Source organism: Burkholderiaceae bacterium (genome assembly GCA_024235995.1).
Taxonomy (GTDB): domain Bacteria; phylum Pseudomonadota; class Gammaproteobacteria; order Burkholderiales; family Burkholderiaceae_C; genus Ottowia.
Map to the genome: position 1 here is coordinate 1,318,860 of JACKLI010000001.1, position 24,473 is coordinate 1,343,332.

General features: G+C 68.7%; 22 protein-coding genes. 19 read left to right on the top strand and 3 right to left on the bottom strand.

Annotated features, from left to right (window positions below; translation table 11 throughout):
* The first annotated feature begins 22 nt into the window (after nt 1-22).
* The 7 genes from H6927_06400 (at nt 23) to H6927_06430 (ending at nt 5,180) form a co-directional block, all read left to right on the top strand.
* Nucleotides 23-1,015, top strand: a complete 993-nt coding sequence (locus H6927_06400; GenBank protein ID MCP5217730.1) for a peptidyl-prolyl cis-trans isomerase — start codon at nt 23-25, stop codon at nt 1,013-1,015.
* A 211-nt stretch (nt 1,016-1,226) separates the two neighbouring features.
* A complete protein-coding gene (locus tag H6927_06405; protein MCP5217731.1) occupies nt 1,227-2,027 on the top strand; it encodes an ABC transporter permease in 801 nt (266 codons plus the stop codon).
* A gap of 33 nt (nt 2,028-2,060) precedes the next feature.
* Nucleotides 2,061-2,510 carry a nucleotidyltransferase domain-containing protein gene (locus tag H6927_06410; protein MCP5217732.1) on the top strand — a complete coding sequence of 150 codons (450 nt, stop codon included), beginning with the start codon at nt 2,061-2,063 and terminating at the stop codon, nt 2,508-2,510.
* Between the two features lie 24 nt (nt 2,511-2,534).
* The gene (locus H6927_06415) at nt 2,535-2,828 is read left to right on the top strand and encodes a BrnT family toxin (GenBank protein MCP5217733.1); all 294 of its coding nucleotides are present in this window, start codon (nt 2,535-2,537) and stop codon (nt 2,826-2,828) included.
* Nucleotides 2,803-3,039, top strand: coding sequence for a BrnA antitoxin family protein (locus tag H6927_06420; GenBank protein MCP5217734.1), 237 nt, complete (start codon nt 2,803-2,805; stop codon nt 3,037-3,039). The genes H6927_06415 and H6927_06420 overlap by 26 nt, the downstream gene beginning before the upstream one ends.
* On the top strand, nt 3,014-4,276 hold the full coding sequence (locus tag H6927_06425; protein MCP5217735.1) for an ABC transporter ATP-binding protein: 1,263 nt from the start codon (nt 3,014-3,016) through the stop codon (nt 4,274-4,276). The genes H6927_06420 and H6927_06425 overlap by 26 nt, the downstream gene beginning before the upstream one ends.
* Nucleotides 4,277-4,289: 13 nt before the next feature.
* Nucleotides 4,290-5,180 (top strand): class I SAM-dependent methyltransferase, encoded by an 891-nt coding sequence (locus H6927_06430; GenBank protein MCP5217736.1) that lies wholly within the window; start codon nt 4,290-4,292, stop codon nt 5,178-5,180.
* A gap of 31 nt (nt 5,181-5,211) precedes the next feature.
* Here the strand turns inward: H6927_06430 and H6927_06435 are convergent, their stop codons facing one another.
* Together H6927_06435 and H6927_06440 are read right to left on the bottom strand one after the other, a co-directional pair.
* Nucleotides 5,212-6,162 carry a glycosyltransferase gene (locus H6927_06435; protein ID MCP5217737.1) on the bottom strand — a complete coding sequence of 317 codons (951 nt, stop codon included), beginning with the start codon at nt 6,160-6,162 and terminating at the stop codon, nt 5,212-5,214.
* Nucleotides 6,163-6,184: 22 nt separating this feature from the next.
* Nucleotides 6,185-10,261 (bottom strand): glycosyltransferase, encoded by a 4,077-nt coding sequence (locus H6927_06440; GenBank protein MCP5217738.1) that lies wholly within the window; start codon nt 10,259-10,261, stop codon nt 6,185-6,187.
* Nucleotides 10,262-10,487: 226 nt separating this feature from the next.
* On the opposite strand from H6927_06440, the gene H6927_06445 reads away from it, so the two are divergent.
* The 11 genes from H6927_06445 (at nt 10,488) to H6927_06495 (ending at nt 22,505) form a co-directional block, all read left to right on the top strand.
* Nucleotides 10,488-11,600 carry a glycosyltransferase family 4 protein gene (locus tag H6927_06445; protein MCP5217739.1) on the top strand — a complete coding sequence of 371 codons (1,113 nt, stop codon included), beginning with the start codon at nt 10,488-10,490 and terminating at the stop codon, nt 11,598-11,600.
* A 46-nt stretch (nt 11,601-11,646) separates the two neighbouring features.
* Nucleotides 11,647-12,540, top strand: a complete 894-nt coding sequence (argB, locus tag H6927_06450; GenBank protein ID MCP5217740.1) for an acetylglutamate kinase — start codon at nt 11,647-11,649, stop codon at nt 12,538-12,540.
* Between the two features lie 58 nt (nt 12,541-12,598).
* Nucleotides 12,599-13,243 (top strand): nucleoid occlusion factor SlmA, encoded by a 645-nt coding sequence (gene slmA, locus H6927_06455; GenBank protein ID MCP5217741.1) that lies wholly within the window; start codon nt 12,599-12,601, stop codon nt 13,241-13,243.
* Between the two features lie 305 nt (nt 13,244-13,548).
* Nucleotides 13,549-14,202 (top strand): TetR/AcrR family transcriptional regulator, encoded by a 654-nt coding sequence (locus H6927_06460; GenBank protein MCP5217742.1) that lies wholly within the window; start codon nt 13,549-13,551, stop codon nt 14,200-14,202.
* 34 nt (nt 14,203-14,236) lie between these two features.
* Nucleotides 14,237-16,033, top strand: a complete 1,797-nt coding sequence (locus H6927_06465; GenBank protein MCP5217743.1) for an acyl-CoA dehydrogenase C-terminal domain-containing protein — start codon at nt 14,237-14,239, stop codon at nt 16,031-16,033.
* An 85-nt stretch (nt 16,034-16,118) separates the two neighbouring features.
* Entirely contained in the window at nt 16,119-16,556 is a 438-nt protein-coding gene (locus H6927_06470; protein MCP5217744.1) for a DUF2147 domain-containing protein, read from the top strand.
* A gap of 12 nt (nt 16,557-16,568) precedes the next feature.
* Nucleotides 16,569-18,968: an enoyl-CoA hydratase/isomerase family protein gene (locus H6927_06475; GenBank protein ID MCP5217745.1), complete on the top strand. Its 2,400-nt coding sequence runs from the start codon at nt 16,569-16,571 to the stop codon at nt 18,966-18,968.
* A 25-nt stretch (nt 18,969-18,993) separates the two neighbouring features.
* Complete coding sequence (locus H6927_06480) at nt 18,994-20,202, top strand: acetyl-CoA C-acyltransferase (protein MCP5217746.1); 1,209 nt, start codon at nt 18,994-18,996, stop codon at nt 20,200-20,202.
* A gap of 76 nt (nt 20,203-20,278) precedes the next feature.
* Nucleotides 20,279-21,139 (top strand): thioesterase family protein, encoded by an 861-nt coding sequence (locus tag H6927_06485; GenBank protein MCP5217747.1) that lies wholly within the window; start codon nt 20,279-20,281, stop codon nt 21,137-21,139.
* An 8-nt stretch (nt 21,140-21,147) separates the two neighbouring features.
* Nucleotides 21,148-21,894 carry an SDR family oxidoreductase gene (locus H6927_06490; protein MCP5217748.1) on the top strand — a complete coding sequence of 249 codons (747 nt, stop codon included), beginning with the start codon at nt 21,148-21,150 and terminating at the stop codon, nt 21,892-21,894.
* Nucleotides 21,895-21,908: 14 nt separating this feature from the next.
* A complete protein-coding gene (locus H6927_06495) occupies nt 21,909-22,505 on the top strand; it encodes a 2-hydroxychromene-2-carboxylate isomerase (protein ID MCP5217749.1) in 597 nt (198 codons plus the stop codon).
* A 16-nt stretch (nt 22,506-22,521) separates the two neighbouring features.
* Here the strand turns inward: H6927_06495 and H6927_06500 are convergent, their stop codons facing one another.
* Entirely contained in the window at nt 22,522-23,574 is a 1,053-nt protein-coding gene (locus H6927_06500) for a tellurite resistance/C4-dicarboxylate transporter family protein (GenBank protein MCP5217750.1), read from the bottom strand.
* 89 nt (nt 23,575-23,663) lie between these two features.
* On the opposite strand from H6927_06500, the gene H6927_06505 reads away from it, so the two are divergent.
* Nucleotides 23,664-24,437, top strand: a complete 774-nt coding sequence (locus H6927_06505; GenBank protein ID MCP5217751.1) for an enoyl-CoA hydratase — start codon at nt 23,664-23,666, stop codon at nt 24,435-24,437.
* Nucleotides 24,438-24,473 lie beyond the last annotated feature (36 nt).

Sequence of the window (24,473 nt, forward strand, 5' to 3'; positions counted from 1 at the left end):
TTCTTGATTTTTTCTCCTGTCTATGCACCACGCCAACCGCAATCCGCAACCCTTTCTTCAAGCCCGGCCGGGCCACGCCTGGGCCGCGCCCCTGCTGGCGCTGAGCCTGTGGCTGCCGGTGGGCGCGGCCTTGGCACAGCCGGCCGCCGCACCCGCCGCCGATGCCGTGGTGGCCAGCGGCCCGGCCGGGGGCGTCACCGCCGCCCAACTGGAGGCCGCTGTCAACGAGTTGGTGCCCGAGCGCGAGCGCGAAACCTTCTGGGCCACCCCGGCCTCGGTCCATCGCTTTGCACGCAGCCTGTACGTGCAGCACGCCCTGGCGGCCCAGGCGCGCCAGGCCAGGCTGGACCAGACCCCCGAAGGCGCCGCCCTGATGGCCCTCAGGCAAGAGCAGGCGCTGATGGAGTTGAGCCTGCGGCGCGCCGTGAGCGGCGTGCTGCCCGATGACGAGGCGCTCAAGCGCTACGCCCGCTCCGAATACCAGGCCAAGCCCGACCGCTACACCCAGCCCGAGGAGGTGCGCGCGCGCCACATTCTGCTGGCGGTGGCCAAGGACGGCAGCGACGACGACGCCGTCAAGGCCCGCGCCCAGGCGCTGCGCGCCCAGGTGCTGAAAGGCGCCGACTTTGCCAAGCTGGCGGCCGAGAACTCCACCGACAAGACCAACGCCGAGCGCGGTGGCGAGCTGGGGTTTTTTGCCCGCGGCAAGATGGTCAAGTCGTTTGAGGATGCCGCTTTCGGCCTGGCCAAGCCGGGCGACGTGAGCGAGCCGGTGCGCACGCCGTTTGGCTATCACATCATCCAGCTCGAAGAGCGCAAGGCCGCCAGGCTGAAGCCTTTTGACGAGGTCTACCCCCTCATTCGCGAGGAGGTGCGCAACACCGTGACGGCGCGCGAGCGCGGCCGCGTGTGGGAGGCCGAAGACCGGAACGCCCAGGTGCAGGAGCCGGCGCTGCAGGCCGTGATGGGGCATCACGTCAAGCTGATCCCCTTGTCTGGCGGCGCCAAGCACTGAGAAGGTGTGAACCAACCCACCATGCCCGCTCATCCCGCTCAAACGCGCCCGCTCCGCGTTGCAAATGCTCGCCGCAGCCCGCGCTACGTCTGCGCTTTGCGTCTTGATCGGCCGCGTTTGGGCGCTCTGCTCGGGCACGCCGGATTCATTCACACCTTCTGACCCGCAGCCCGCGGCGGCCCATGCCGGCCGGGGGCTGCCGTCTTGATTCATGACGGCCTTGCTGCACGACTGCCGCCAGCTTTGGCGCCTGCGCGCCTTGCTGGCGGTGCTGACGCGGCGCGAGCTGGGCGCGCGCTTTGCCGGCTCGGCCGGCGGCCTGCTGTGGGTGTGGCTGCCGCCGCTGCTGACCATTGCCTCGTATTTTCTGGTGTTCGACGTGGTGTTTGGCATGCGCCTGGGCCAGGGCGCGCCCACGTCGCGCGTGGGCACCTACCTGATCGTCGGCATGCTGCCCTGGATGGCCTTTGCCGACGCGGTGCAGCGCGGCATGAGCAGCCTGCTGGACGCCGGCTCCCTGCTGCACAAGAACCCGCTGCCGCCGGTGCTGTTTCCGGCCCGCGCGGTGCTGGCCAGCGGCGTGGTGTTTGCGCCGCTGCTGCTGTTGTTGGTGCCGCTGTACGCGGGCAGCCACCAGTTTGCGCCGGGCGTGTGGGCGCTGGCGCCGCTGCTGGCGCTGCAGGGCGTGCTGGCCTTTTTGCTGGCCTACCTGCTGGCCATTCTGGCGGCGGCGCTGCGCGACGTGGTGCAGGTGGTGGGCGTGCTGCTGTCGCTGGGGGTGTTTCTGTCGCCGGTGCTGTTTCCGGTCACGCTGTTTCCCGAGGGCTGGCGCTGGCTGCTGTGGCTCAACCCGATGACGGCGCCGATCATGGGCTATCAGTCGGCCCTGCTGCAAGGCTCGTGGCCGCCGCCGTCGGTGTGGCTGGCGCTGGCGGCCTGGATCGGCGCGCTGGCGCTGGCGCTTTCGCTGGCCATCGCGCGCAGCCGCGACGCGCTGGTGGACTGGCTGTGATGGGCGAGCCAGGCCAAGCGGGTAGACTTGAAAATGGGCAGTCCACAGCAACACGGTAACGAACCCTTGGGCGCGGCCGAGCTTGGGCCACTGCGCCAGTTGCTCGAAGGGCGAGATGGCCTGCGGCTGGCTTTCGTTTTCGGTTCGCTGGCGCAAGGTGGCGCGGGCCTGGACAGCGATCTGGATATCGCCGTGCAAGCCGATCGCCCGCTGTCGGTGGCGCAGGAGGTGGAGTTGATCGAGTTGCTGGCGGCAGCGTGCGGGCGGCCGGTTGACCTGATTGACCTGACGACGGTGGGCGAACCCTTGCTGGGGGAGATCCTGGCGCACGGCCAGCGCCTGTTCGGCAGTGACGCGGACCATGCGGCGCTGATTCGGCGCCACGTTTTCGACACCGAGGACTTTCTGCCTTATGCGCAGCGCATGCTGCGCGAGCGGAGACGCGCGTGGAGTGCGCCTGCAAACAGAGGTATGGCAAAATAGCCATATCATTGCTGGGCTGCGTTGATGCATGAATCGAATTTCGAGTGGGACGATGCAAAGAATGCGGCCAACCAGCGCAAGCATGGTGTTTCGTTCTACGAGGCGCAGCAGGCAGTTCTGGACCACAGGCGTGTCATTGCCGAAGACTTGACGCACAGTCAGCATGAAAAACGCTACTACTGTTTCGGCGCGAATCGGGACGCAAGCGGGATCCTTACCGTCCGCTTCACGGTCCGCGCCGGCCGCATCCGGATCATCGGGGCGGGCTACTGGCGCAAAGGCAAGGCGGTGTATGAGCAAGCCAATTCGATACGGTGACGAGCCCTTGGGCGCGATCCGGGTGGTGCCGGACTTTCTGCCCTCGCCTGAAGAGCTGGCGCTGAAAAACGAGCAGACGAAAGTCACGATCTCGCTGAGCTCGGACAGCGTGGAGTTCTTCAAGGAGACCGCGCGCAAGCACCACATGCAGTACCAAAAAATGATTCGGCAACTGCTGGATGAATATGTTGCGCGGCACAGACGGGTGTGAGGGTGTTGACACCGGCGCCACGATCGACCGGCCCGGGCCACCGCCCCTGCGGCTGCACGACGTGGGCAAGGAGTACCGCTTGTACGACTCGCCGCGCGCGCGCCTGCGGGCGCTGCTGACGGGCCGCGCCACGCACCGCAGCCACTGGGCGCTGCAGGGCGTGAGCCTGGAGCTGGCGCGCGGGCAGTGCCTGGGCGTGGTGGGCCACAACGGCGCGGGCAAGAGCACGCTGCTCAAGCTGATCTGCGGCACGGTGCAGCCCACGCAGGGGCGCGTCGAGCGGCACGGGCGCATCACGGCCATCCTGGAGCTGGGGGCGGGCTTTCACCCCGACTTCACGGGGCGGCAGAACCTGTACTTCGGCGGCAGCCTGATCGGCATCGAGCACGATCAGATGGCACGGCTGGAGGCCCAGGTGCTGGCTTTTGCCGAGATCGGCGAGGCGATCGACCGGCCGGTCAAGACCTATTCGTCGGGCATGGTGGTGCGCCTGGCCTTCGCCCTGGTGACGGCGGTGGAGCCGGATTTGCTGATCATCGACGAGGCGCTGGCGGTGGGCGACCAGCGTTTTCAGAAAAAATGCATCGAGCGCATCGAGGCGTTTCGCGCCAACGGCTGCACCATTTTGTTTTGCTCGCACAGCCCCTACCACGTGCGCCAGTTGTGCGACGTGGCGCTGTGGCTGGACCATGGCCGGGTGATGGAGCTGGGGCCGACGGAGCCGGTGATTGGCGCGTATGAGATGCACACGCGCATGCTGGCCGCACCCGCGGCGAGCGACGAGGCCAAGGCGGCAGCGGCCCCCGCGCCACCGGCGGCCCCGGCCCATGGCGATGACATGGCCGCCATCCTGTCGGTGGACGTGGCCAACCTGGACGGAGGTGATCCGCCTTTGCTGGGCAGCACCGACCTGGTGGTGACGATCACGGTGCGTGGGCGCGGGCAGGAGCGGCCCAACATCGGCTTCATGATCGAGCAATCGCACGGCGTGGGCATTACCTCGCTGGCCACGCACGAGGACGGCGCGGTGCCGCAGCCGGTGTCGCCCGGCGTGTGGCGCTCGGTGCTGACCTTCCCGGAGTTGGGCTTGCACAGCGGGCAGTACGTGATCAGCGCGTTTTTGTTCGATGCCAGCGGGTTGGTGGTGTATGAGCAGTGGTTTCAGTTTCGGCATTTCCGCTTCGTGCGGCCGACGCTGATGCCGGGTCTGGTGCGTCTGCCGCACCGCTGGGAGTGAGAGAGGGCCTGCGATGAACGTGGTGAGCCTGGAGCAGGCGCAAGCGCTTTTGCAAGCGGGGCAGTGCTGCCTGGATGCGGGCGACCGCGCCGGCGCGGCAGCGGCATGGCAGGGCGCTCGCGCGCAGCCGGCCACCCGCCTGGCCGCGCACAACCTGATCGAGCTGAACGGCCTTGAAGGCGCGTTCGCGCAGATGTTCGGGCTGAACTGTGCCATTGCGCCGCAGGACGACATCTTTCATTTCTTTGCCGGCCACCCGACCTCGAACAACCCGCTGCGCGACTATCTGGCCGATGGCTGGCGCACGCTGTCGGAGTTGCTGCTGTTGCTGGAGCGCGCCGACCAGCCGCTGGTCAAGATGAATCACGTGCTGGAATTTGCCAGCGGGCACGGGCGCTTCACGCGCCATCTGGTCAAGGCCATCGGGCCGGGGCGCGTGACGGTGTCGGACGTGGTGGCGGACGCGGTGGACTTTGCGCGCCAGAGCTTCGGCGTGCAGGGCTTTGTGTCGCACGCCGTGCCCGAGCAACTGGCGTGGCCGCGCCGGTACGACCTGGTGTTCGTGCTGTCGCTGTTCAGCCACCTGCCGCGCGGCAGTTGGGGGCGCTGGCTGGCCGTGCTGTGGGATGCCGTGGCGCCCGGTGGGCTGCTGGTGTTTTCCACCCACGGCAGCGAGGCCGCGCGCCGCGCCGGGGTGGCCCTGGATGGCGAGGGCTATTTCTTTGCGCCGTCGAGCGAGTCGAACGCCATCGACGCGCAGGAGTACGGCACGGCCTTCACCGACGAGGCCTTCGTGCGGGCCCGGGTGAACGAGCTGGCCCCGGCGCCGGTCCAGGTGGATCGGGCGCCCGTGTGGTTCTGGAACCACCAGGATGCCTGGGTGCTGAAAAAGCAGGGTCCATAGCCGTTTCCAGGTTCAACCGCGATGGTCTGCATCAGCGCAGTTGCCGGCCGGTGAAATGCCCACGCCCCATGCGGCAGAACACTGCATCGCGCACGGCAGCGGCCATCAGGCGGACCATGCGCCAGCGACCGTGCTGCGCGGCAGCCATGTGCAACACCATGTAGCCCGGCAGTTTGAGCAACTGGTCTACACGCCAGATCGGCGCAATGGGCGCGCGAAGTGCCATGGCCAGCGAGTTGCGCACATGAAAGTAGGCGCGAAAGTCATGGCCCACATACAGCGTGCGATGGCCCAGTTGAACGGTGCGCGTGGCTTGATCGTGGGCCATCTCGACGGTGGGGTGAACGGCAATGGCAAGGCCCAGTCGGCGCGCGCGCAAGCACCACTGCACGTCCACGCGGTCGATGAAGTAATCGGCTTGCAGCGGGCCTACGCGCTCGAACAGCGCCAGGTCGATCAGGCTGCCCGACGCGGGGATGTATTCGACGGCAACAGGGCGATCACGGGTGGGGGTGCCAGGTACTGTCGTTGGCGTGGGCGCCATTCGGTGAATGCGCCAGCCCTGGCGCTGGATCAGCGGCATGATGCGGCCGGTTTTAACGTCGCGGCACAACGGGCCGATGGCTGCCACCGGCTGCGCATGGGGTTGTCGCATTGCGCGCAGCAACTGGGCCACGAGGTTGGGCGGTGGCAGGCTGTCCTGGTCCATCAGCAGGACGTGGCTGGCGCCCAGCGCGCGTGCGCGGGCAATGCCCAGGTTTTGCGCATGCGCAATGCCGGCATTGTGGCCCAGGCGCAGCACGGTGGCGTGGGCGTCGGGCCTGGATGCCGCGGACGCCTGCATGCTGGAGGCTGGGGCGTCGGTGTTGTCCACGCATACGGTGTGCGCGACTTGCGGCGCCAGGCGTGCCAACAGTTGTGCCAGGCGTTCCGAATCGGGGTGGTATGCAACCACCACCGCCACAATCACGGCGGCAGTCATGGCCCCGTATCCCGCGTCGCAATCACCGGCTCAGCAGGCGTTTGATGCGAAAGCGCAGACCTTGCGGGACGGCGCGCATGACGGGGCTCAGCATGGGCGCGCGCTGCAGGCGCAAGGCCAGGTCGTACAGGCCGCCACGCGCGGGTTCGGGCGGTGGGTTGCGACGCCGGGCCTCGGCAAGGAGCCGAGCGATCTCTTGCGCGCGCTGCAAGGTTTCCTCATGGGACGGGGTGAGCCTGGGAAAGTCCAGGTAGTCGCGGTGATAGTCCCACGTGCCTTGTGTCTGAGCCAGTTGTGCCAGCGCGGCGGGCATGGGCGGGGCTACTGGCGTGTGGTTGTTGTTGGCCAGCAACTGGGTGCGCACGGTGCGAAAAAAATCAACCCATTGCTCGGGCGTGCTGTCCCAGGCCTGTACCCAGCTCCAGGGGCGCCCGGCCACGCGTTCGACGAAGGCGCCCAGGTCGGGCACCACCACGGGCAGATTGGCGGCCAACGCGGCGCTCAGCGTGTAGCTGTAGGTCTCGGGCCACAGGGCGGGGAACCACACCACATCGGGCGCGATGCGCTGCAGCATGGCGGGCAGGTCGGCCTCGTCGTATTGGCCGTGCACCTTGGTCAGGGCGGTGGCGGGGGTGGTCTGCAGGTGCCGATAGGCGTAGCCGATGAGCTGAAACTCGATCGGCGCGCCGGTCTTGCGGGCCAGTCGGGCGGTGTCTTCCAGCACATCGGCGCCCTTGATGGCGCTGAGCGCGCCAATGACGACCACGCGCAGCGGGCGCTCGGTGGGCAGCGGCGTGGGTTGGGGCGCGGGCAGGGCCGAGGGGTTGAGGTCGGTGTGCGGGGCAAACCGGACCGACGCCTGGGGGACGAACTGCTGGATACGGACGGCGGTGTCCAGGCTGGGGGCGAGCACGAAGCGGGCGAGCAGCAGGAATTGCCGGTTGCGTTTGCGCCAGGCCTGGATGTCTTCCTGCACTTCCGGCAACGAAGGGGGGTGCTGGCCGCCGCAGCATTCGCCGTGCCCGTCCATCTGGTAGCGGCCGTGCTGGCCGGTCAGCGTGATGTGGGTGCAGCGGCTGTAGAAATCGTGGACGGTGAAGTCGTAGCTTACGCCCAGCGTTTGCGCCAGCGCCCACACGGTGGGGCCGTGGCCGAGCAGGTGGTGGTGGTGGATGTGCGCCACCGGCATGGCGCGCAGCAGGTGCAGCAGGGCGTCCCGTTGGTGCGCCAGATCGAACTGCACCGACCACCGCTCGGAAAACGCGGCGTGGCCGTCCTGGGTCTCGATCAGACGCAGCACCACGTGCTGCTGCGCCCCCGCGGGCTGCAAAGACAGGAACAGGGCTTCGTCGGCCAGGTGCGCGGCCAGTTCGAGCACGTGGCGCTCGGTGCCGCCTCCGCGCGCGTGATGAACCGCCAGGATCACGGGCTTGCGGCCGCCGTCGGTGGCGCGCAGCCAGTCGACCGCCAGCCGCGCGGGGCGTGCCGGGTCGGCCTGCACGAAATCACGCACCTGGGCTTCGTAGCCGGGGTGCAGGCGGCGCAGGGTGTCCATGGCGGCGAGCTCGCGCGGGCTCTTGCTGTCGCCGAAGCTCACGCCACCGGTGTGGCGCACGTAGGTATCCAGCGCATGGAGGTTGACCCAGCCCAGGTCGATGGCGCGCTGGCAGAAGTCGTTTTCCTCGCCGTAGCCCTTGCCGAAGTGGGCTTCGTCGAACAGCCCCACGGCTTGCAGGGCGTCGCGGCGGATGTACATGCAAAAACCGACGGCGGTGGGCACCGGCACGCTGCGGCCCGCGTTGGCCTGGGCGAACAGGGCGTCCAGGCTGGCGGTGTCGTGGCCTGGCGGCAGGGAATTGTCGGCGCAGAACTCGGGGTAGCTGCAAATGGTGGCATTGCCCGAGAACGGGGTGACCGAGCCGACGCGCGCCTGGCTGTAGGCGCAGCGGCGCAAGCGGTCGAGCCAGTCGTTGGCCACTTCGGTGTCGCTGTTGAGCAACAGCACGTCGTGCTCGGCCGACAGTGCCATGCCGCGGTTGACGGTGCCGACGAAACCCAGGTTGTGCTCGTTTTCCAGCAGGGTCAGGCGCGGCTCGGCAGCGGCCAGCGCGCGCAGCCACTCGGTGACTTCGGGCTCGGGGCTGCAGTCGTTGATGACGATCAGGCGCCAGTCCGTGGTTTGTGGGTTGGTCAACACCGACTCAAGGCACTGCCGGGTGTCGGCCAGGCCGCGGTAAACGGGCACGATGATGTCGACCCCTGCGCTGCGCGGCGCCGGGATGGGCAGCATCACGGGTGCGGGCGTCGGCGCGAGGGCGGGTGAAGCGGGTATCGGCAAGACGCCGGGTGGGCGGCCGAGAAGCCGGTTGCGCAGGTTGGCCAGCGGGCGGGTGTAGCGGACGGCGCGCAGGTTCTGCAGCCGGTACACCGCATCGGTGGCGTCGCGCAGTTGCTGCTGCAATGTGGCGATTTGTTGCTGCGCTTGGAGGACGGCTGGATGGGGCGGGGTGGCATTGGCGGCGGACAGATGGGTGTTTTCTGCCGCAAGCTTTTCGTTGTTGGTGGACAACGCCGCGTTTTCCGTAGACAACGCCGCGTTTTCCGCCGACAACTCGTTGGTTTGCAATGACAGCCCCTGGATTTGGGCGCGCAGTTGATGGATCGCTTGCGACTGGTGTTCGGTGGTCTTCGACAGCTCGGTGTGGGCTTGACGCAAGTCGGCGTGTTGCCGGTGCAGGTCGGTGTGGCGTCGATGCAGGTCGGCGTGTTGTCGGTGCAGGTCGGTGTGTTCCAGGGCCAGTTTTTCGTGGTCTTGCATGATGGCGACCGTGCGCTCGACTTGTTCGCGCAGGAATTGCCGTTCGCTTTGCAGCGGACCGATGACGCTGGCCAGGTGCAGATAGTCGGCCGACATCGGCCAGCCCAGATCCACCTCGACCGTGAGGGCGTGGTGGGTGGCGGCGCGCGCCAGCGTGGTGCCGTCGATGGGCAGTTCAATCGATGGATCGTCTCCGGTCAGGACGGCTGCTGCAGCGCTGCCGGGCAGTGGCGCGCCCCAGACCACTTGATGGCATGGGGTGCTTTGCAATGACGCGCCGACGCCGGGCTCGGACGCGCGCCAGTGCCACAGGGGCTGCTCCTGATCGGCGCAGCGCAGGCGCAGGGCGTGCAGATGCAGGATGCCGGGCCGGTCGGCGGGGTCGAGCTTGAGGCGTCGCAAGCCGTCCAGCCCGTCGGGCAATTCGAAGCGCAGAGTCTGCATTTCGCGGCCGATGATGCCGCTGGCGACTTGCTTGCGTTGCTCGGCGAAGCCCTGGCCCTGATCCCAGTACAACTCGGCCGAGAAATGGGCCTGGACGGGCAGGTGCGCTGGCGGTTCGGGGGGGGCGATGGCCTCGTCGGGCGCGGCCGGGCGGCAGCGCACGATGAACTGGTAGCTCAACGCATCGGGCAACGCGAGCAGGTGGCGCGCCACGGCGGGGGGCAGGGCGTCGAAGGCGACGCGGAACTCGGAGTCGGGCAGGGGCCGCGGGACAGTTTGGATTTCCTCCACGGCCCAGTGCTCGGCGGCCAGAAAACGGGTCAGTGTCTGGCGGGTGAAAAAACGCAGGTGGGTTTCGTCCAGCAGGCCTTCGGGGCGGTAGCGGAACTCGCCGGTCATCAGCTCGGCGATCAGGCCCGCGTAACCGGTATTGGGGATGGACAACAGCACGCGCCCGCCCTCGGCCAGCAGCAGGCGACAGGCGCGCAGCACCTGCTCGGGGTGGCGGATGTGCTCGAGTACGTCGGCGCAGACGATGGCGTCGTAACTGCCCGGTGCAAACAGGGCGGCCAGGTCGCAGCTTTCGAGGTCGGCGACCTCGACGCGGCGGTAGTGCGGTGCGGCCAGCGCGGCTTCTTCTGGGCTGATGGTCAGGCCGTCGATGATGAGGCTGCTGCCCTCCATGCGCAGGAAGCGACCGAGGGCGCCGCTGCCGCAGCCCAGGTCTAGCACGCGGGCGCCGAGCCCAATGTGGGTGGCGAGCACGGTCAAGGAGGTGCGCTCGCTGGCGTCGATGTCGCGCCGATAGATGTGCAGTGTGGAGGGAGCGGATGCCATGGAAATCAAGCGGCTTGCGACCGGTGGGCGCCGCGGGCGGCCGTCTCCGGGCAGGGCCTTGGATGCTACCATGAGGCCCTTTTTTGAACGCATCGTCGGCGGTGCGGGCGGGGGCAGGGCGGGTTTCACCCCAGAGGTTCGGGTGACTCGGGCATTCGCAAGCACGCGCGCTGGAAACAAGGCGATTCCAGGTGGTCGACTGCCGTTTCAGGTTCAGGTTTTTCGAATGATTTCGGTGGCGGCTCTCGCGTTCGTGTTGTCTCTGGTGCTGACCCTGGCGGCGCGCCGACTGCTGCGGCCGCGCTCGGCGCGTTATCCGCAGGACGCACCGCAGCGCTTTCATGTCGGCGACGTGCCGCGTGTGGGCGGTATTGGCCTGCTGGCGGGCGCGACGCTGGCGTTGGCAGCCCTGCCGTTGCTGCAGGCGGCCGATCTGGCGGGCAACATCGACGTCGATCGGGTTTCATGGGTCACCTGGGCGCTGGTCGTGCTGCCGGCGTTTGCCGGCGGCGTGCTGGAGGATTTGACGCAGAAACTGGCCGTGCGCTGGCGCCTGCTGCTGACCCTGAGCTCGGGCCTGCTGGCCTGGGGTTTGTTCGGTATCGCGGTGCCGCGGCTGGACTTTGCGTGGCTGGATGCTGTTTGGAACGCTTGGCCGTGGCTGGGTGTGGGGTTGGCGGTGCTGGCGGTGGCCGGCCTGCCGCATGCTTTCAATATTATTGATGGGTACAACGGCCTGGCGGGCGTGGTGGCGCTGGTGGTGTGCCTGGCGCTGGCGCATGTGGCGTTGCAGGTGGGTGATCGTGAACTGGCGGTGCTGGCCGTTGCGCTGGCGGCGGCGACAGGGGGGTTTCTGGTGTGGAACTATCCGCGTGGACTGGTGTTTGCGGGCGACGCCGGTGCTTATGTGTGGGGCGTGGGAATTGCCGTGATCAGCCTGCTGCTGGTGCAGCGCCATCCCATCGTGTCACCCTGGTTTCCGCTGCTGCTGCTGATCTACCCGGTGTGGGAGACGCTGTTTTCCATCTACCGCAAGCTGATGCGCGGCGACTCGCCGGGCATGGCCGACGCCCTGCACCTGCACCAGCTCATCTACCGGCGCGTGGTGCGCAGCGTGCTGGACGAGGATGAAGCGCGCAGCATGCTCAAGCGCAACAACCGCGTGGCCCCCTACCTGTGGGGCTTCATCGCGCTGTCGGTGGTGCCGGCGCTGCTGTTCTGGCGCTTCAGCGGCGTGCTGCTGGCGTTTTGCTTGCTGTTTGCGCTGAGCTACGTGGCAGCGTACATGGCGCTGATCCGATTCAAGATGCAGCGGGTGTTTCGCAATACCCGGCTGTAGCGCTCCCTATCATTGACGGCTTGCCGCATCTCTGCCCCTACCTGCCATGACCAACGACATCAACGCCACCGCCGCCCGCGACAAGGCCCACATCCTGGCGCAGGCGCTGCCCTACATCCGCCGGTTCCATGGCAAGACCATGGTCATCAAGTACGGCGGCAACGCCATGACCGAGCCGGCGCTGCAGCAGGCCTTTGCCGAGGACGTGGTGCTGCTCAAGCTGGTGGGCATCAACCCGGTGGTGGTGCACGGCGGCGGCCCGCAGATCGAGACCGCCCTGAAGCGCCTGGGCAAGCAGGGCCACTTCATCCAGGGCATGCGCGTGACCGACGACGAGACCATGGAGGTGGTGGAGTGGGTGCTGGCCGGCGAGGTGCAGCAGGACATCGTGGGCCTGATCAACCAGGCCGGCGGCAAGGCGGTGGGCCTGACCGGGCGCGACGGCGGGCTGATCCGCGCGCGCAAGCTGCGCATGGTGGATCAAAAGGACCCCGCCGTGGAGCACGACGTGGGCCAGGTGGGCGACATCGAGGCCATCGACCCGGCGGTGGTCAAGGCGCTGCAGGACGACCAGTTCATCCCCGTGGTCAGCCCGATCGGCTTCGGCGCGCACAACGAGAGCTACAACATCAACGCCGACGTGGTGGCCGCGCGCCTGGCCATGGTGCTGCAGGCCGAGAAGCTCTTGATGCTGACCAACATCCCCGGCGTGCTGGACAAGGCCGGCCAGCTGCTGCCCGAGCTGACGCCGGCGGGCATCGACGCGCTGGTGCGCGACGGCACCATCTCCGGCGGCATGATCCCCAAGATCAGCGGCGCGCTGGACGCGGCCAGGAGCGGCGTCAACGCCGTGCACATCATCGACGGGCGCGTGCCGCACGCGATGCTGCTGGAGGTGCTGACCGACCAGGCCTTCGGCACCATGATCAAGGCTGGATAGCCCCGTGGGGCAGCCGGGGTGGCTATGGCAGAATCATTTGGAAACACCCGACGCCGCCATGCAGCCCGACGACGCCCCCGCCAGCACGGCCGACCCGGCCCCGGGCACCGCCGCGCCGCGCCGGCGCGCCAGGCCCGGCGAGCGGCGCGAGCAGATCCTGCAGGCGCTGGCCGCCATGCTGGAGCAGCCCGCGCTCGACCGCATCACCACCGCCGCGCTGGCCGCGCGCCTGCAGATGAGCGAGGCGGCGCTGTACCGCCACTTCGCCAGCAAGGCGCAGATGTTCGAGGCGCTGATCGATTTCATCGAGTCGAGCGTGTTCGGCCTCGTCAACCAGATCGGCGCGCGCGGGCCGGCCGGCCCGGCGCGGGCCGCGCGCATCGTGACCATGGTGCTGCAGTTCGGCGAGAAGAACCCCGGCATGGCGCGCGTGATGGTGGGCGACGCCCTGGTGGGCGAGCACCAGCGCCTGCAGGAGCGCATGAACCATCTGTTCGACAAGCTGGAAGCGGCGCTGCGCCAGAGCCTGCGCGACGGTGCGGCGCAAGATGGCGCCGCCACCGCCACGCCCGACGCCGATGCCAAGGTGGCGGCGGCGCTGCTGGTGGCCTTCATGGCCGGGCGGCTGCAGCGCTTCGCGCGCTCAGGCTTTCGGCGCAGCCCGCTCGACCAATTGCCGGCCTGCCTGGCGCGGATACTATGAATATTGTAGTTTGTGGCGCTTGATCGGCAGGCGCTGCAGCCATATTGTTCATGTTTTCTGGCGCATGCCATGAAGCGGGTGCGCCATGGCCCCATGGGCAAGAAAGAGCCCCGTCTGCTGGATGAGGCCGCCATGCCGGCCCCTCCGGCCCGCCCCGCCCGTTGACAGACGCGCCCGGCGCTCGCACAGTGTCCCCGAGGGCATCGAATGCAGTGATCTACGGGTAAATACTTAGTCGATGATGGATCCTGGCTCTTGGCAGACGTCCAAAACAACCTCAAAATAGCACGATCGTTCGTTTTATTATGACCACTTCGATCCTGCTTCCTCCCCCCCATTCGGCCGTCCGCGCCGGCGGGACGCCGCGCGCGCTGGCCAAGGGCGAGCAGACGCGCGCCGAGATCGTGGCCGTTGCCCTGGGCATGGCCGCGCGCGTGGGGCTGGAGGGCCTGTCCATCGGCACCCTGGCCGAGGCCGTGGGCAAGAGCAAGTCGGGCGTGTTCGCCCACTTCGGCTCGCGCGAGGAGCTGCAGATCGCCGTGGTGCGCGAGTACTACCGCCGCTTCGAGGCCGAGGTCTTCGCGCCCGCCATGCGCAAGCCGCGCGGGCTGCCGCGGGTGCGCGCCCTGTTCGAGAACTGGATGCGCCACACCAGCGCCGAGCTGGACTCGGGCTGCATCTTCATCAGCGGCGCGGTCGAGTTCGACGACCGCCCCGGCGCGGTGCACGACGCGCTGGCCGAGGCGGTGGACGCCTGGATCGGCGCCATGACGCGCGCCGTGGCCCAGGCCTGCGAGGAAGGCCACCTGGCCGCCGGTGCCGACCCGCGCCAGATCAGCTTCGAGATCCACGCCCTGATCCTGGCGCTGCACTACGAGGCGCGCTTCATGCGCCGGCCCGGCTCGCAGGCACGCGCCCGGCAAGGTTTCGTCAACATCCTTCAGCGCTACGGCGCCTGATCCTTCTTTCATTCAAACCAGGAGAGCCCCCGCCATGCCCAGCTACACCCCGCCCCTGCGCGACATGCAATTCGTGCTGCACGAACTGCTTGGCGCCGTCGACCAGCTCAAGGCCATTCCGCGCTACGCCGACGTGGACGCCGAGACCATGGACGCGGTGCTGGAGGAAGCCGGCAAGTTCGCCGCCGGGGTGATCGCCCCCATCAACCTGAGCGGCGACGCCGAAGGCTGCACGCTGGACAAGGCCACGCATGAGGTGACGGCGCCCAAGGGCTTCAAAGAGGCCTACCAGCAGTACGTGGAAGGCGGCTGGCCCGCGCTGTCGTGCGACCCCCAGTACGGTGGCCAGGGCCAGCCGATGGTGATGAACACCTGCGTGTTCGAGATGCTCAACAGCGCCAACCAGGCCTGGACCATGTACACCGGCCTGGCGCACGGCGCCTACGCCGCGCTGCACGCGCACGGCAGCGAGCAGCAGAAGAAGCTGTACCTGCCCAAGCTGACCAGCGGCGAGTGGACCGGCACCATGTGCCTGACCGAGCCGCACTGCGGCACCGACCTGGGCCTGCTGCGCACCAAGGCCGAGCCGCAGGCCGATGGCAGCTACAAGATCACCGGCAGCAAGATCTTCATCAGCGCGGGCGAGCACGACTTCGCGCCCAACATCGTGCACCTGGTGCTGGCGCGCCTGCCGGACGCGCCCAAGGGCAGCAAGGGCATCAGCCTGTTCGTCGTGCCCAAGTTCAAGCTCAAGGCGGACGGCAGCCCGGGCGAGCGCAACCCCGTGGTGTGCACCGGCCTGGAGCACAAGATGGGCATCCACGGCAACGCCACCTGCCAGCTCAGCCTGGACGGCGCCGAAGGCACCCTGGTGGGCGAGCCCAACAAGGGCCTGGCCGCCATGTTCGTGATGATGAACGGCGCGCGCCTGGGCGTGGGCAACCAGTCGCTGGGCCTGACCGAGGTGGCCTACCAGAACGCGCTGGCGTACGCCAAGGAACGCCTGCAGATGCGCAGCCTGTCGGGCCCCAAGGCCAAGGACAAGCCGGCCGACCCGATCATCGTGCACCCCGACGTGCGCCGCATGCTGCTGACCGCCAAGGCCTACGCCGAGGGCGGCCGCGCGCTGGCCACCTGGTGCGCGCTGCTGCTGGATCAGGCCGAGCACCACCCCGACGAAAAGGTGCGCCAGGACAACGAGGAGATGGTGGCGCTGCTGACGCCCATCGTGAAGGCCTTCCTGACCGACAACGGCTTTGCCGCCACCAACGCCTGCATGCAGGTGTATGGCGGCCACGGCTACATCCATGAGACGGGCGCCGAGCAGTTCGTGCGCGACGCGCGCATCAACATGATCTACGAGGGCACCAACACCGTGCAGGCGCTCGACCTGCTGGGCCGCAAGGTGCTGATGAACCAGGGCGCCACGCTCAAGAAGCTGGGCAAGCAGATCGAGGCGCTGGTGCGTGCCGAGGGCGTGAGCGAAGCCATGGCCGAGTTCATCAACCCGCTGGCGGGCCTGGCCGACAAGTTCAGCAAGTTCACCACCGAGATCGGCTTCAAGGGCATGACCAACCCCGACGAGGTGGGCGCGGCGGCGACCGACTTTCTGCGCGTGGCCGGGCACCTGGTGTTCGGCTACCTGTTCGCCCGCATGGCCAGCGTGTCGCTCAAGCAGATCGCCGCCGGCAATGCCGACCCCTTCTACGCCGCCAAGCTGCAGACCGCGCGTTTCTACTTCGCGCGCCTGTTCCCCGAGACGGCCACGCTGATGATCACCGCGCGCGCCGGCGCGGTCAACCTGCTGGACACCGAGGCGGCGCTGGCCTGAGCGGCCCCTCCCTCGCCCCAACCCTCTCCCGCGAGGCGGGGGAGGGGGTGGCGGTCAATGACCCAAAAATCTGTCTGGAGCCTGCATGAAACAATCCCTGGTCGCTATCGCATTCGGAGCATTCTTGACGCCCGCCCTGGCCCAGATGACCCCCGTGGGCACCTGGAACAGCATCGACGACAAGACCCAGGAGCCCAAGGCCGAGATCCGCATCGCCGAGGGCCCCAATGGCCTGTCGGGCCGCATCGAGAAAACCCTGCGCAAGGGCGCCAAGACGGTGTGCGACGAGTGCACGGACGACCGCAAGGGCCAGCCCATGGTGGGGCTGGAGATCATCCGCGGCGGCAAGAAGAACGCGGACAAGGACGTGTGGGAGGGCGGCACCATCCTCGACCCCGAAAACGGCAAGGAGTACCGCGCCAGCTTCACGCCCGTCGATGGCGGCAGGCAGCTGCAGGTGCGCGGCTACCTGGGGCCGTTCTGGCGCACGCAGACCTGGCAGCGCGTGCAACAACCGAATTGAATGGAAAAAACCATGTCCCGATTCAACGTGAGAAAAGTCGCCGTGCTCGGCGCGGGCGTGATGGGCGCGCAGATCGCGGCCCAGCTCGTCAACCTGAAGGTGCCGGTGGTCTTGTTCGATTTGCCGGCCAAGGAAGGCCCCAAGAACGGCATCGTGCTGAACGCGATCGCCAACCTGAAAAAGCTCAAGCCCTCGCCCATCGGCGTGGCGGCCGACGCCGACCTGATCGAGCCCGCCAACTACGAGGACGACCTGAAAAAGCTCAAGGGCTGCGACCTGGTGATCGAGGCCATTGCCGAGCGCATGGACTGGAAGAGCGATCTGTACCACAAGATCGCCGCCTCGGTGGGCAAGAACGCCATCCTGGCCAGCAACACCTCGGGCCTGTCGATCACCGAGCTGTCGCAGGCGCTGCCCGAGCAGCTGCGCCCGCGCTTTTGCGGCATCCACTTCTTCAACCCGCCGCGCTACATGCACCTGGTGGAGCTGATCGCCACCCCCACCACCGAGCCCGGTGTGCTCGACCAGCTGGAGGCCTTCGTCACCAGCGGCCTGGGCAAGGGCGTGGTGCGCGCCAAGGACACGCCCAACTTCATCGCCAACCGCATCGGCATCGGCAACATGCTGATGACGATGCAGGAGGTGCAGCGCTACGGCCTGACTTACGACGTGGTCGACGACCTGACCGGCAAGCGCCTGGGCCGCGCCAGCAGCGGCACCTTCCGCACCGCCGACGTGGTGGGGCTGGACACGCTGGGCCACGTGATCAAGACGCAGCAGGGCAAGCTGAGCCTTGATGCCGATCCGTTCTACGCCGCCTTCAGCACGCCGGCCGATCTGGCCAAGCTGATCGAGCTGGGCAACCTGGGGCAAAAGACCAAGGCCGGCTACTTCAAGAAGGTGGGGCGCGAGGTGCTGCGCTTCGACCTGAAGAGTGGCAGCTACGTGCCTGCCGGCGCCAAGGCCAACGCGGTGTACGGCCGCATGCTGCAACGCCCCGCCGCCGAGCGCCTGAAGCTGCTGCGCGAATCGACCGGCGCCGAGGGGCAGTTCCTGTGGGCCATTTTGCGCAACGGTTTTCACTATGCCGCCGTGCATCTGCAAAGCATTGCCCACACCGCGCGCGACGTCGACCAGGCCATGCGCTGGGGCTTTGGCATGCAGCAGGGGCCATTCGAGCTGTGGCAGGAGGCCGGCTGGCTGGAAGTGGCGCAGATGGTGCAGGCCGACATCGACGCCGGCAAGGCGATCTGCAAGGCGCCGCTGCCCGACTGGGTGTTCAAGGGCCCGGTGGCCGAGGCCGGCGGCGTGCACACCGACAAGGGTTCGTGGAACCCCGGCACCGGCCAGTTCGAGCCGCGCCGCACGCTGCCGGTGTATCAACGCCAGATCTTTCCCGAGCTGCTGCTGGGCGAAGGCGGGCCGCGCGCTATTGGCGCCGGCAAGACCGTGTTCGAGGACAAGGCGATCCGTGTATGGACGCTGGACGATGAGGTGCTGATCGCCTCGCTCAAGACCAAGATGCACGTCATCAGCCCGCAGGTGGCCGAGGGCTTTGCCAAGGCGCTGGATGCGGCTGAGAGCGAGTATCAGGGGCTGGTGATCTGGCCCGGCAGCGAGCCGTTCTCGGTCGGCGCCGACCTCGAATCCATGCTGCCCGGCTACGTGGCTGGCGGGGCCGACCTGGTCGGCTCGATGGAGCAGGAGCTGCAGGAGATGATGCTGCGCGTGCGCTATGCCCAGGTGCCCGTCGTCGCGGCCATCCGCGGCATGGCGCTGGGGGGCGGCTGCGAGCTGTCGGTGCACTGCGCGCGCCGCGTGGCGCACCTGGAAAGCTACATGGGCCTGGTCGAGGTCGGTGTGGGCCTGGTGCCCGGCGGCGGCGGCCTGGCCTACATCGCCCGCCGCGCGGCTGAGAACGCGCAGGCCAGCACGGGCAAGGACCTGCTGCCCTTTTTGACCGAGGGCTTCACCGCGGCGGCCATGGCCAAGGTGGGCACCAGCGCCATCGAGTCGCGCCAACTGGGCTACCTGCAGTGGAGCGATGTGATCGTGCCGCACAAGGACGAGGTGCTGCACGTGGCCATCAGCGAGGCCAAGACCATGCACCAGGCCGGCTGGCGCGCGCCGCTCAAGCGTTTGTTCCCGGTGGCGGGGCGCGACGGCAAGGCCACCATCCTGGGCCAGCTGGTCAACATGCGCGACGGCGGCTTCATCAGCGCGCACGACTTTCACATCGCCAGCCTGATCGCGGGCGTGCTGACCGGCGGCGACGTGGATGCTGGCACGCTGGTGAACGAGGAATATTTGATGGCGCTGGAGCGCCAGGCCTTCACCGGCCTGCTGGGCCACCCCAAGACGCAGGCCCGCATCATGGGCATGCTGGCCACGGGCAAGCCGGTGCGCAATTGAAGGCGAAGCAAGGAGCAAACGAATCATGAGCAAGCAAATCCAGGACGCCTACATCGTCGCCGCCACGCGCACGCCCATCGGCAAGTCGCACAAGGGCTATTTCAGGAACACCCGGCCCGACGACCTGCTGGCCGCCGTGCTGCGCTCGGCGCTGCGGCAGGCGCCGGGGCTGGACCCGGCCGCCATCGAAGACCTGGTCTGCGGCTGCGCCATTCCCGAGGCGCAGCAGGGCCTGAACGTGGCGCGCGTGGGCGCGGTGCTGGCGGGGCTGCCCAAGTCGGTGGGCGGCATCACCGTCAACCGCTTTTGCGCCTCGGGTCTGTCGGCGGTGCAGATCGCCGCCGACCGCATCCGCGTGGGCGAGGCCGAGGTGATGGTCGCCGCCGGTGTGGAAAGCATGAGCATGGTGCCGATGATGGGCAACACGCCCTCGCTGTCGCCCGCCGTCTTTGCCGACACCGACAACGTGGACGACTACGGCATTGCCTACGGCATGGGGCTGACGGCCGAGAAGGTGGCGCAGCAGTGGGGCGTGTCGCGCGAGGCGCAGGACGCGTTTGCGCTGCAGTCCAACCAGCGCGCCGTGGCGGCCATTGCCGCGGGCGAGTTCAAGGACGAGATGACGCCCATCGAGGTGACCGAGCGGCGCGTCAACCTCAAGACCGCGGAGGTGGGCACCCGCACGCGCACGGTGGACATCGACGAAGGCCCGCGCCCCGACACCAGCCTGGAAGGGCTGGGCAAGCTGCGCACCGTGTTTGCCGCGCGCGGCAGCGTGACGGCGGGCAACAGCAGCCAGACCAGCGACGGCGCGGGCGCGCTGATCCTGGCCAGCGAGTCGGCGGTCAAGCGCTTCGGTTTGACGCCGCTGGCGCGCTTCGTCAGCTTTGCCGCGCGCGGCGTGCCGCCGCACATCATGGGCGTGGGGCCGATCGAGGCGATTCCGGCGGCGCTCAAGGCCGCCGGCCTCAAGCAGGACGCGCTGGACTGGATCGAGCTGAACGAGGCCTTTGCCGCGCAGTCGCTGGCGGTGATGAACACGCTCAAGCTGGACCCCGCCAAGGTCAACCCGATGGGCGGCGCCATCGCCCTGGGCCACCCGCTGGGCGCCACCGGCGCGATCCGGTCGGCGACAGTCGTGCATGCCTTGCGGCGCCACAATCGCCGGTACGGCATGGTCACCATGTGCGTGGGCATGGGGCAGGGCGCGGCGGGCATCTTCGAGCGCGTGTGATCCCCACCCAATTCGGGTTCAATCGGGCGCTCGCCCTTGCCTGGCAAGCGCGAGCAGCCATCAATCGAGGAATCTTATGGATGGGGATGCGGGACTCGCGGAGCACGCCTTCGATCGCGCGGTGGCGCTGCAGCCGCTGCCGGCCAGTGCCGCCGGCGCGCCGCGGCGCTTTCGCGGCCACACCAGCGCCGGCTACGCCAACATGGTCGGTCCCTTTGGTGGCATCACCGCCGCGCAGGCGCTGCAGGCCGTCCTGATCCATCCCGAGCGGCTGGGCGAGCCGGTGGCCTTCACCGGCAATTTCGCCGCCGCGCTGGCCGACGGCCCGTTCACGGTCGAGGCCGCGCCGGCGCGCACCAACCGCTCGACCCAGCACTGGATCGTCACCGTGCATCAGCCCGACGCGGCGGGCACGGACGCCGTGGTGTTCACCGCCACCGTGGTCACGGCCGTGCGGCGCACCACCTGGGGCGCCACCGACCGCACGATGCCGGCGGTGCCCGCGGTGGATGAGGTGCCCAGCGCGCCGCGCAGCGCGCGCGTGGCCTGGTTCGGCCGCTACGACATGCGCTTTTTCGAAGGCCCGATGCCGCGTGACTGGAACGGCGCCGAAACGCCCGGCAGCGAGACCGGCCTGTGGGTGCGCGACGAGCCGCCGCGCCCGCTGGACTACGCCAGCCTGACGGCGCTGTGCGACACGTTCTACCCCCGCGTGTGGCTGCGCCGCGCCACCATGACGCCCATCGGCACCGTTTCGTTTTCGATCTACTTCCACGTCGACCCGGCGCTGCTGGCCGCCTGCGGCACCGGCCACGTGCTGGCGCAGGCGCGCGGGCAGCGCTTCTTCAACGGCTACTTCGACCAGAGCGGCGAGCTGTGGAGCGCCGGCGGCCAGCTGCTGGCGACCACGCACCAGGTGGTTTACTTCAAGGAGTGAAGCCCGCCATGTCCCAGCAGGCAGCCGCCCTCGTCGTCGGCGCCGGTGACGCCACCGGCGGCGCCATCGCCCGCGCCTTTGCGCGCGAGGGCTACGCCACCTGCGTCACGCGCCGCCATGCCGACAAGCTGGCGCCGCTGGTGGCGCAGATCGAGGCCGCGGGCGGCACCGCGCACGCCTTCGGCAGCGATGCCCGCAAGGAAGACGAGGTGGTGGCGCTGGTCGAGCGCATCGAGCGCGAGGTCGGCCCGATCGAGGTGCTGGTGTTCAACATCGGCGCCAACGTGCCCGAGAGCATCCTGACTGAGACCGCGCGCAAGTACTTCAAGGTGTGGGAGATGGCCTGCTTTGCCGGCTTCCTGAACGCGCGCGAAGTCGCCAGGCGCATGGTGGCGCGCTCCATGCCCGCCGGTGGGCACCGCGGCACCATCGTGTTCACCGGGGCCACGGCCTCGCTGCGCGGCGGCGCCCGGTTCGCGGCGTTTTCCGGCGCCAAGATGGCGCTGCGCGCGCTGGCGCAAAGCATGGCGCGCGAGCTGGGGCCGCAGGGCGTCCACGTGGCGCATGCCGTGATCGACGGCGGCATCGACACCGAGTTCATCCGCACGCAGTTCCCCGAGCGCTATGCCCTGAAGGCGCAGGACGGCATCCTCAACCCCGAGCACATCGCCCAGCAGTATGTGATGCTGCACCGCCAGCCGCGCGATGCCTGGACGCACGAACTGGACCTGCGCCCGTGGTCTGAAAAATTCTGAACCAGGAGCCGCGCATGACCACCAAGACCGTCGAGTTCTACTTCGACTTCGGCAGCCCCGCCGCCTACCTGGCCTGGACGCAACTGCCCGCGCTGTGCCGCGACGCCGGCGCCGAGCTGGTCTGCAAGCCCATGCTGCTGGGTGGCGTGTTCCAGGCCACGGGCAATCGCTCGCCGGCCGAGGTGCCGGCCAAGAGCCGCTACGTGCGCCGCGACCTCGAGCAGCATGCCGCGCGCTACGGCGTGCCGCTGCGCTTCAACCCCCACTTTCCCGTCAACACCCTGCTGCTGATGCGCGGCGCTACGGCCATGCAGATGCACGATGGCGGCGCGCGCTTCGGCGACTGCTGCCGCGCCATGTTCCAGGCCATGTGGGTCGATGAAAAGAACATGGGCGATCCGGCCGTGGTCGGCGTCGTCCTGCAAGCCGCCGGCTTCGACCCGGCCCAGGTGCTGGCGCAGGCCGGCCAGCAGCCGGTCAAGGACCGCCTCAAGGCCGTGACCGAGGAGGCCGTGGCGCGCGGCGTGTTCGGCGCGCCGACGATGTTTGTCGGCGAGCGGATGTTCTGGGGCCAGGACCGGCTGGACTGGGTGCGCGAGGCGCTGGGCTGAGAGGCCAGGCCGCGCTTCAGCGTGGGGCCAGCGCCCACTGCCCGATGCGGTGCAGCAAGCCGGCGAACGCCGCCACCCAGGCCAGCACCGCGGCCAGGCCGAACAGCGGCGGCAGCCAGGCCAGGAAGGGCAGCTCGAGCGCGCGGATCAGGTCCAGCGTGCACACCGCGTACATGCCCAGCGGAAACACCGCGCCCCAGTACATCGGGTCGTAGCGCAGCGGCACGCGTGCGATGCCGTAGCGCCACACGCCCAGCACCAGCAGCAGCGGAATCCACCAGCTGCCGCTGGCCCAGTAAAACAGCGTGAAGCCCTTGATGAAGGGCAGCAGTGACCGCAGGAATGGCGCCTGCGGCGCGGCCAGCACCAGCAGCGCGCCGGCCAGGGTGGAAATGGCCATGGCGCCCATGTTGATCCAGTACGGTGGCGTCAGGTCCTCGGCGGCCAGGGTGAAGAAGGTGTAGCGGTAGAAGATCAGCGCCATGATCCAGATGTAGAGCATGCCGCCCCACAGCCACAGCGCCAGCGCCATGAAGTTGACGGCCAGGTGCAGGCTGCCGGGCAGGCCGGGCGCCAGCAGCACGCCCAGCACGGCCAGGGACTGCGTGGCCACCACGGCCAGCAGCCAGGTGCCGTTGATGCCGCGGTCCAGCGTCGGCTTGACGGCCTTGGTGGTCAGCACCGCGAACAGGCCGTAGGTCAGCAGCAGCCACAGCAGCGCGGTCAGCCCCCACAGCGCCAGCGCCGCGCCGCGCGGCCCGCCCAGCAGCAGGCACTGGCTGCCCAGCACGCCCGAGCCGGCCACCGCGGTGAAAAAACCCGGCCCGCGCTCGTGGTCCCGAAGGTCGGCGACCAGGCGCGCGCGGTGGCGGGCCAGGCGCAGCAGCGTCAGCGCCCACAGGCCTGCATACAGCGCCGCGTTGACGGCCAGCAGCGCGCGTGCCAGCACGGCCTGGCCCAGCAGGTGCATGGCGATCGAGACGATGCCGGTGGCCATCACCATGCCGAAGTTGGCCGGCGACAAATCGGCCAGCGTGCGGCGCGGCAGGGGTGGGGCGGCGGCGTTCATCAGGCGTGATTGTGCAAGAGCGTCGCGCAGGCGGCAGGGCGCCGCCCGCGCGCGCGGTAGCATCGCCGGGTTACAACCCGGAGGCCCTCATGAGCGACATCCTCACCCACGTCGAAGCCGGCGTGATGACCCTGACCTTCAACCGGGTCGACAAGAAGAACTCCATCACCCGCGCCATGTACGCCGCGCTGGCCGACGGCCTGGAGCAGGCGGCGCAAGACGCCGCCGTGCGGGTGGTGCTGATCCAGGGCGACGCCACGGTGTTCTCGGCCGGCAACGACATCGGCGACTTTCAGGCCGCGCCGGCCGACCCCGGCCCGCGCGAGCAGCAGCCGGTGTGGCGCTTTCTGCGCGCCATCGCCAGCTTTCCCAAGCCCATCGTGGCGGCGGTCTGCGGCCCGGCGGTGGGCGTGGGCACCACGCTGCTGCTGCACTGCGACCTGGTCTACGCCGGCGACAACGCCGCCTTCGCGCTGCCCTTCGTCAACCTGGGCCTGGTGCCCGAGGCGGGCTCCAGCCTGCTGCTGCCGCAAATGTTCGGGATGCACCGCGCGGCCGAGGCCCTGCTGCTGGGCGAGCCCTTCATGGCCGAGGCGGCGCTGGAGGTGGGCCTGGTCAACCGCGTGGTGCCGCCCACCGAATGCAACGCCATCGCCCAGGGCCAGGCGCGCAAGCTGGCGGCCAAGCCGCTGACCGCGCTGATGGAGACCAAGCGCCTGATGAAGGGCGGGCAGCAGGCGGCGGTGCTGGCGCGCATGGACGAGGAGGGCGCGGTCTTCGGCCGCATGCTGCACGAGCCGGCCGCGCGCGAGGCCTTTGCCGCCTTTGCGCAGAAGCGCAAACCCGATTTCAGCAAGTTTTGAGGCACTGGCCCGCGTCGGAAAAGCGCGGCAAGCTAT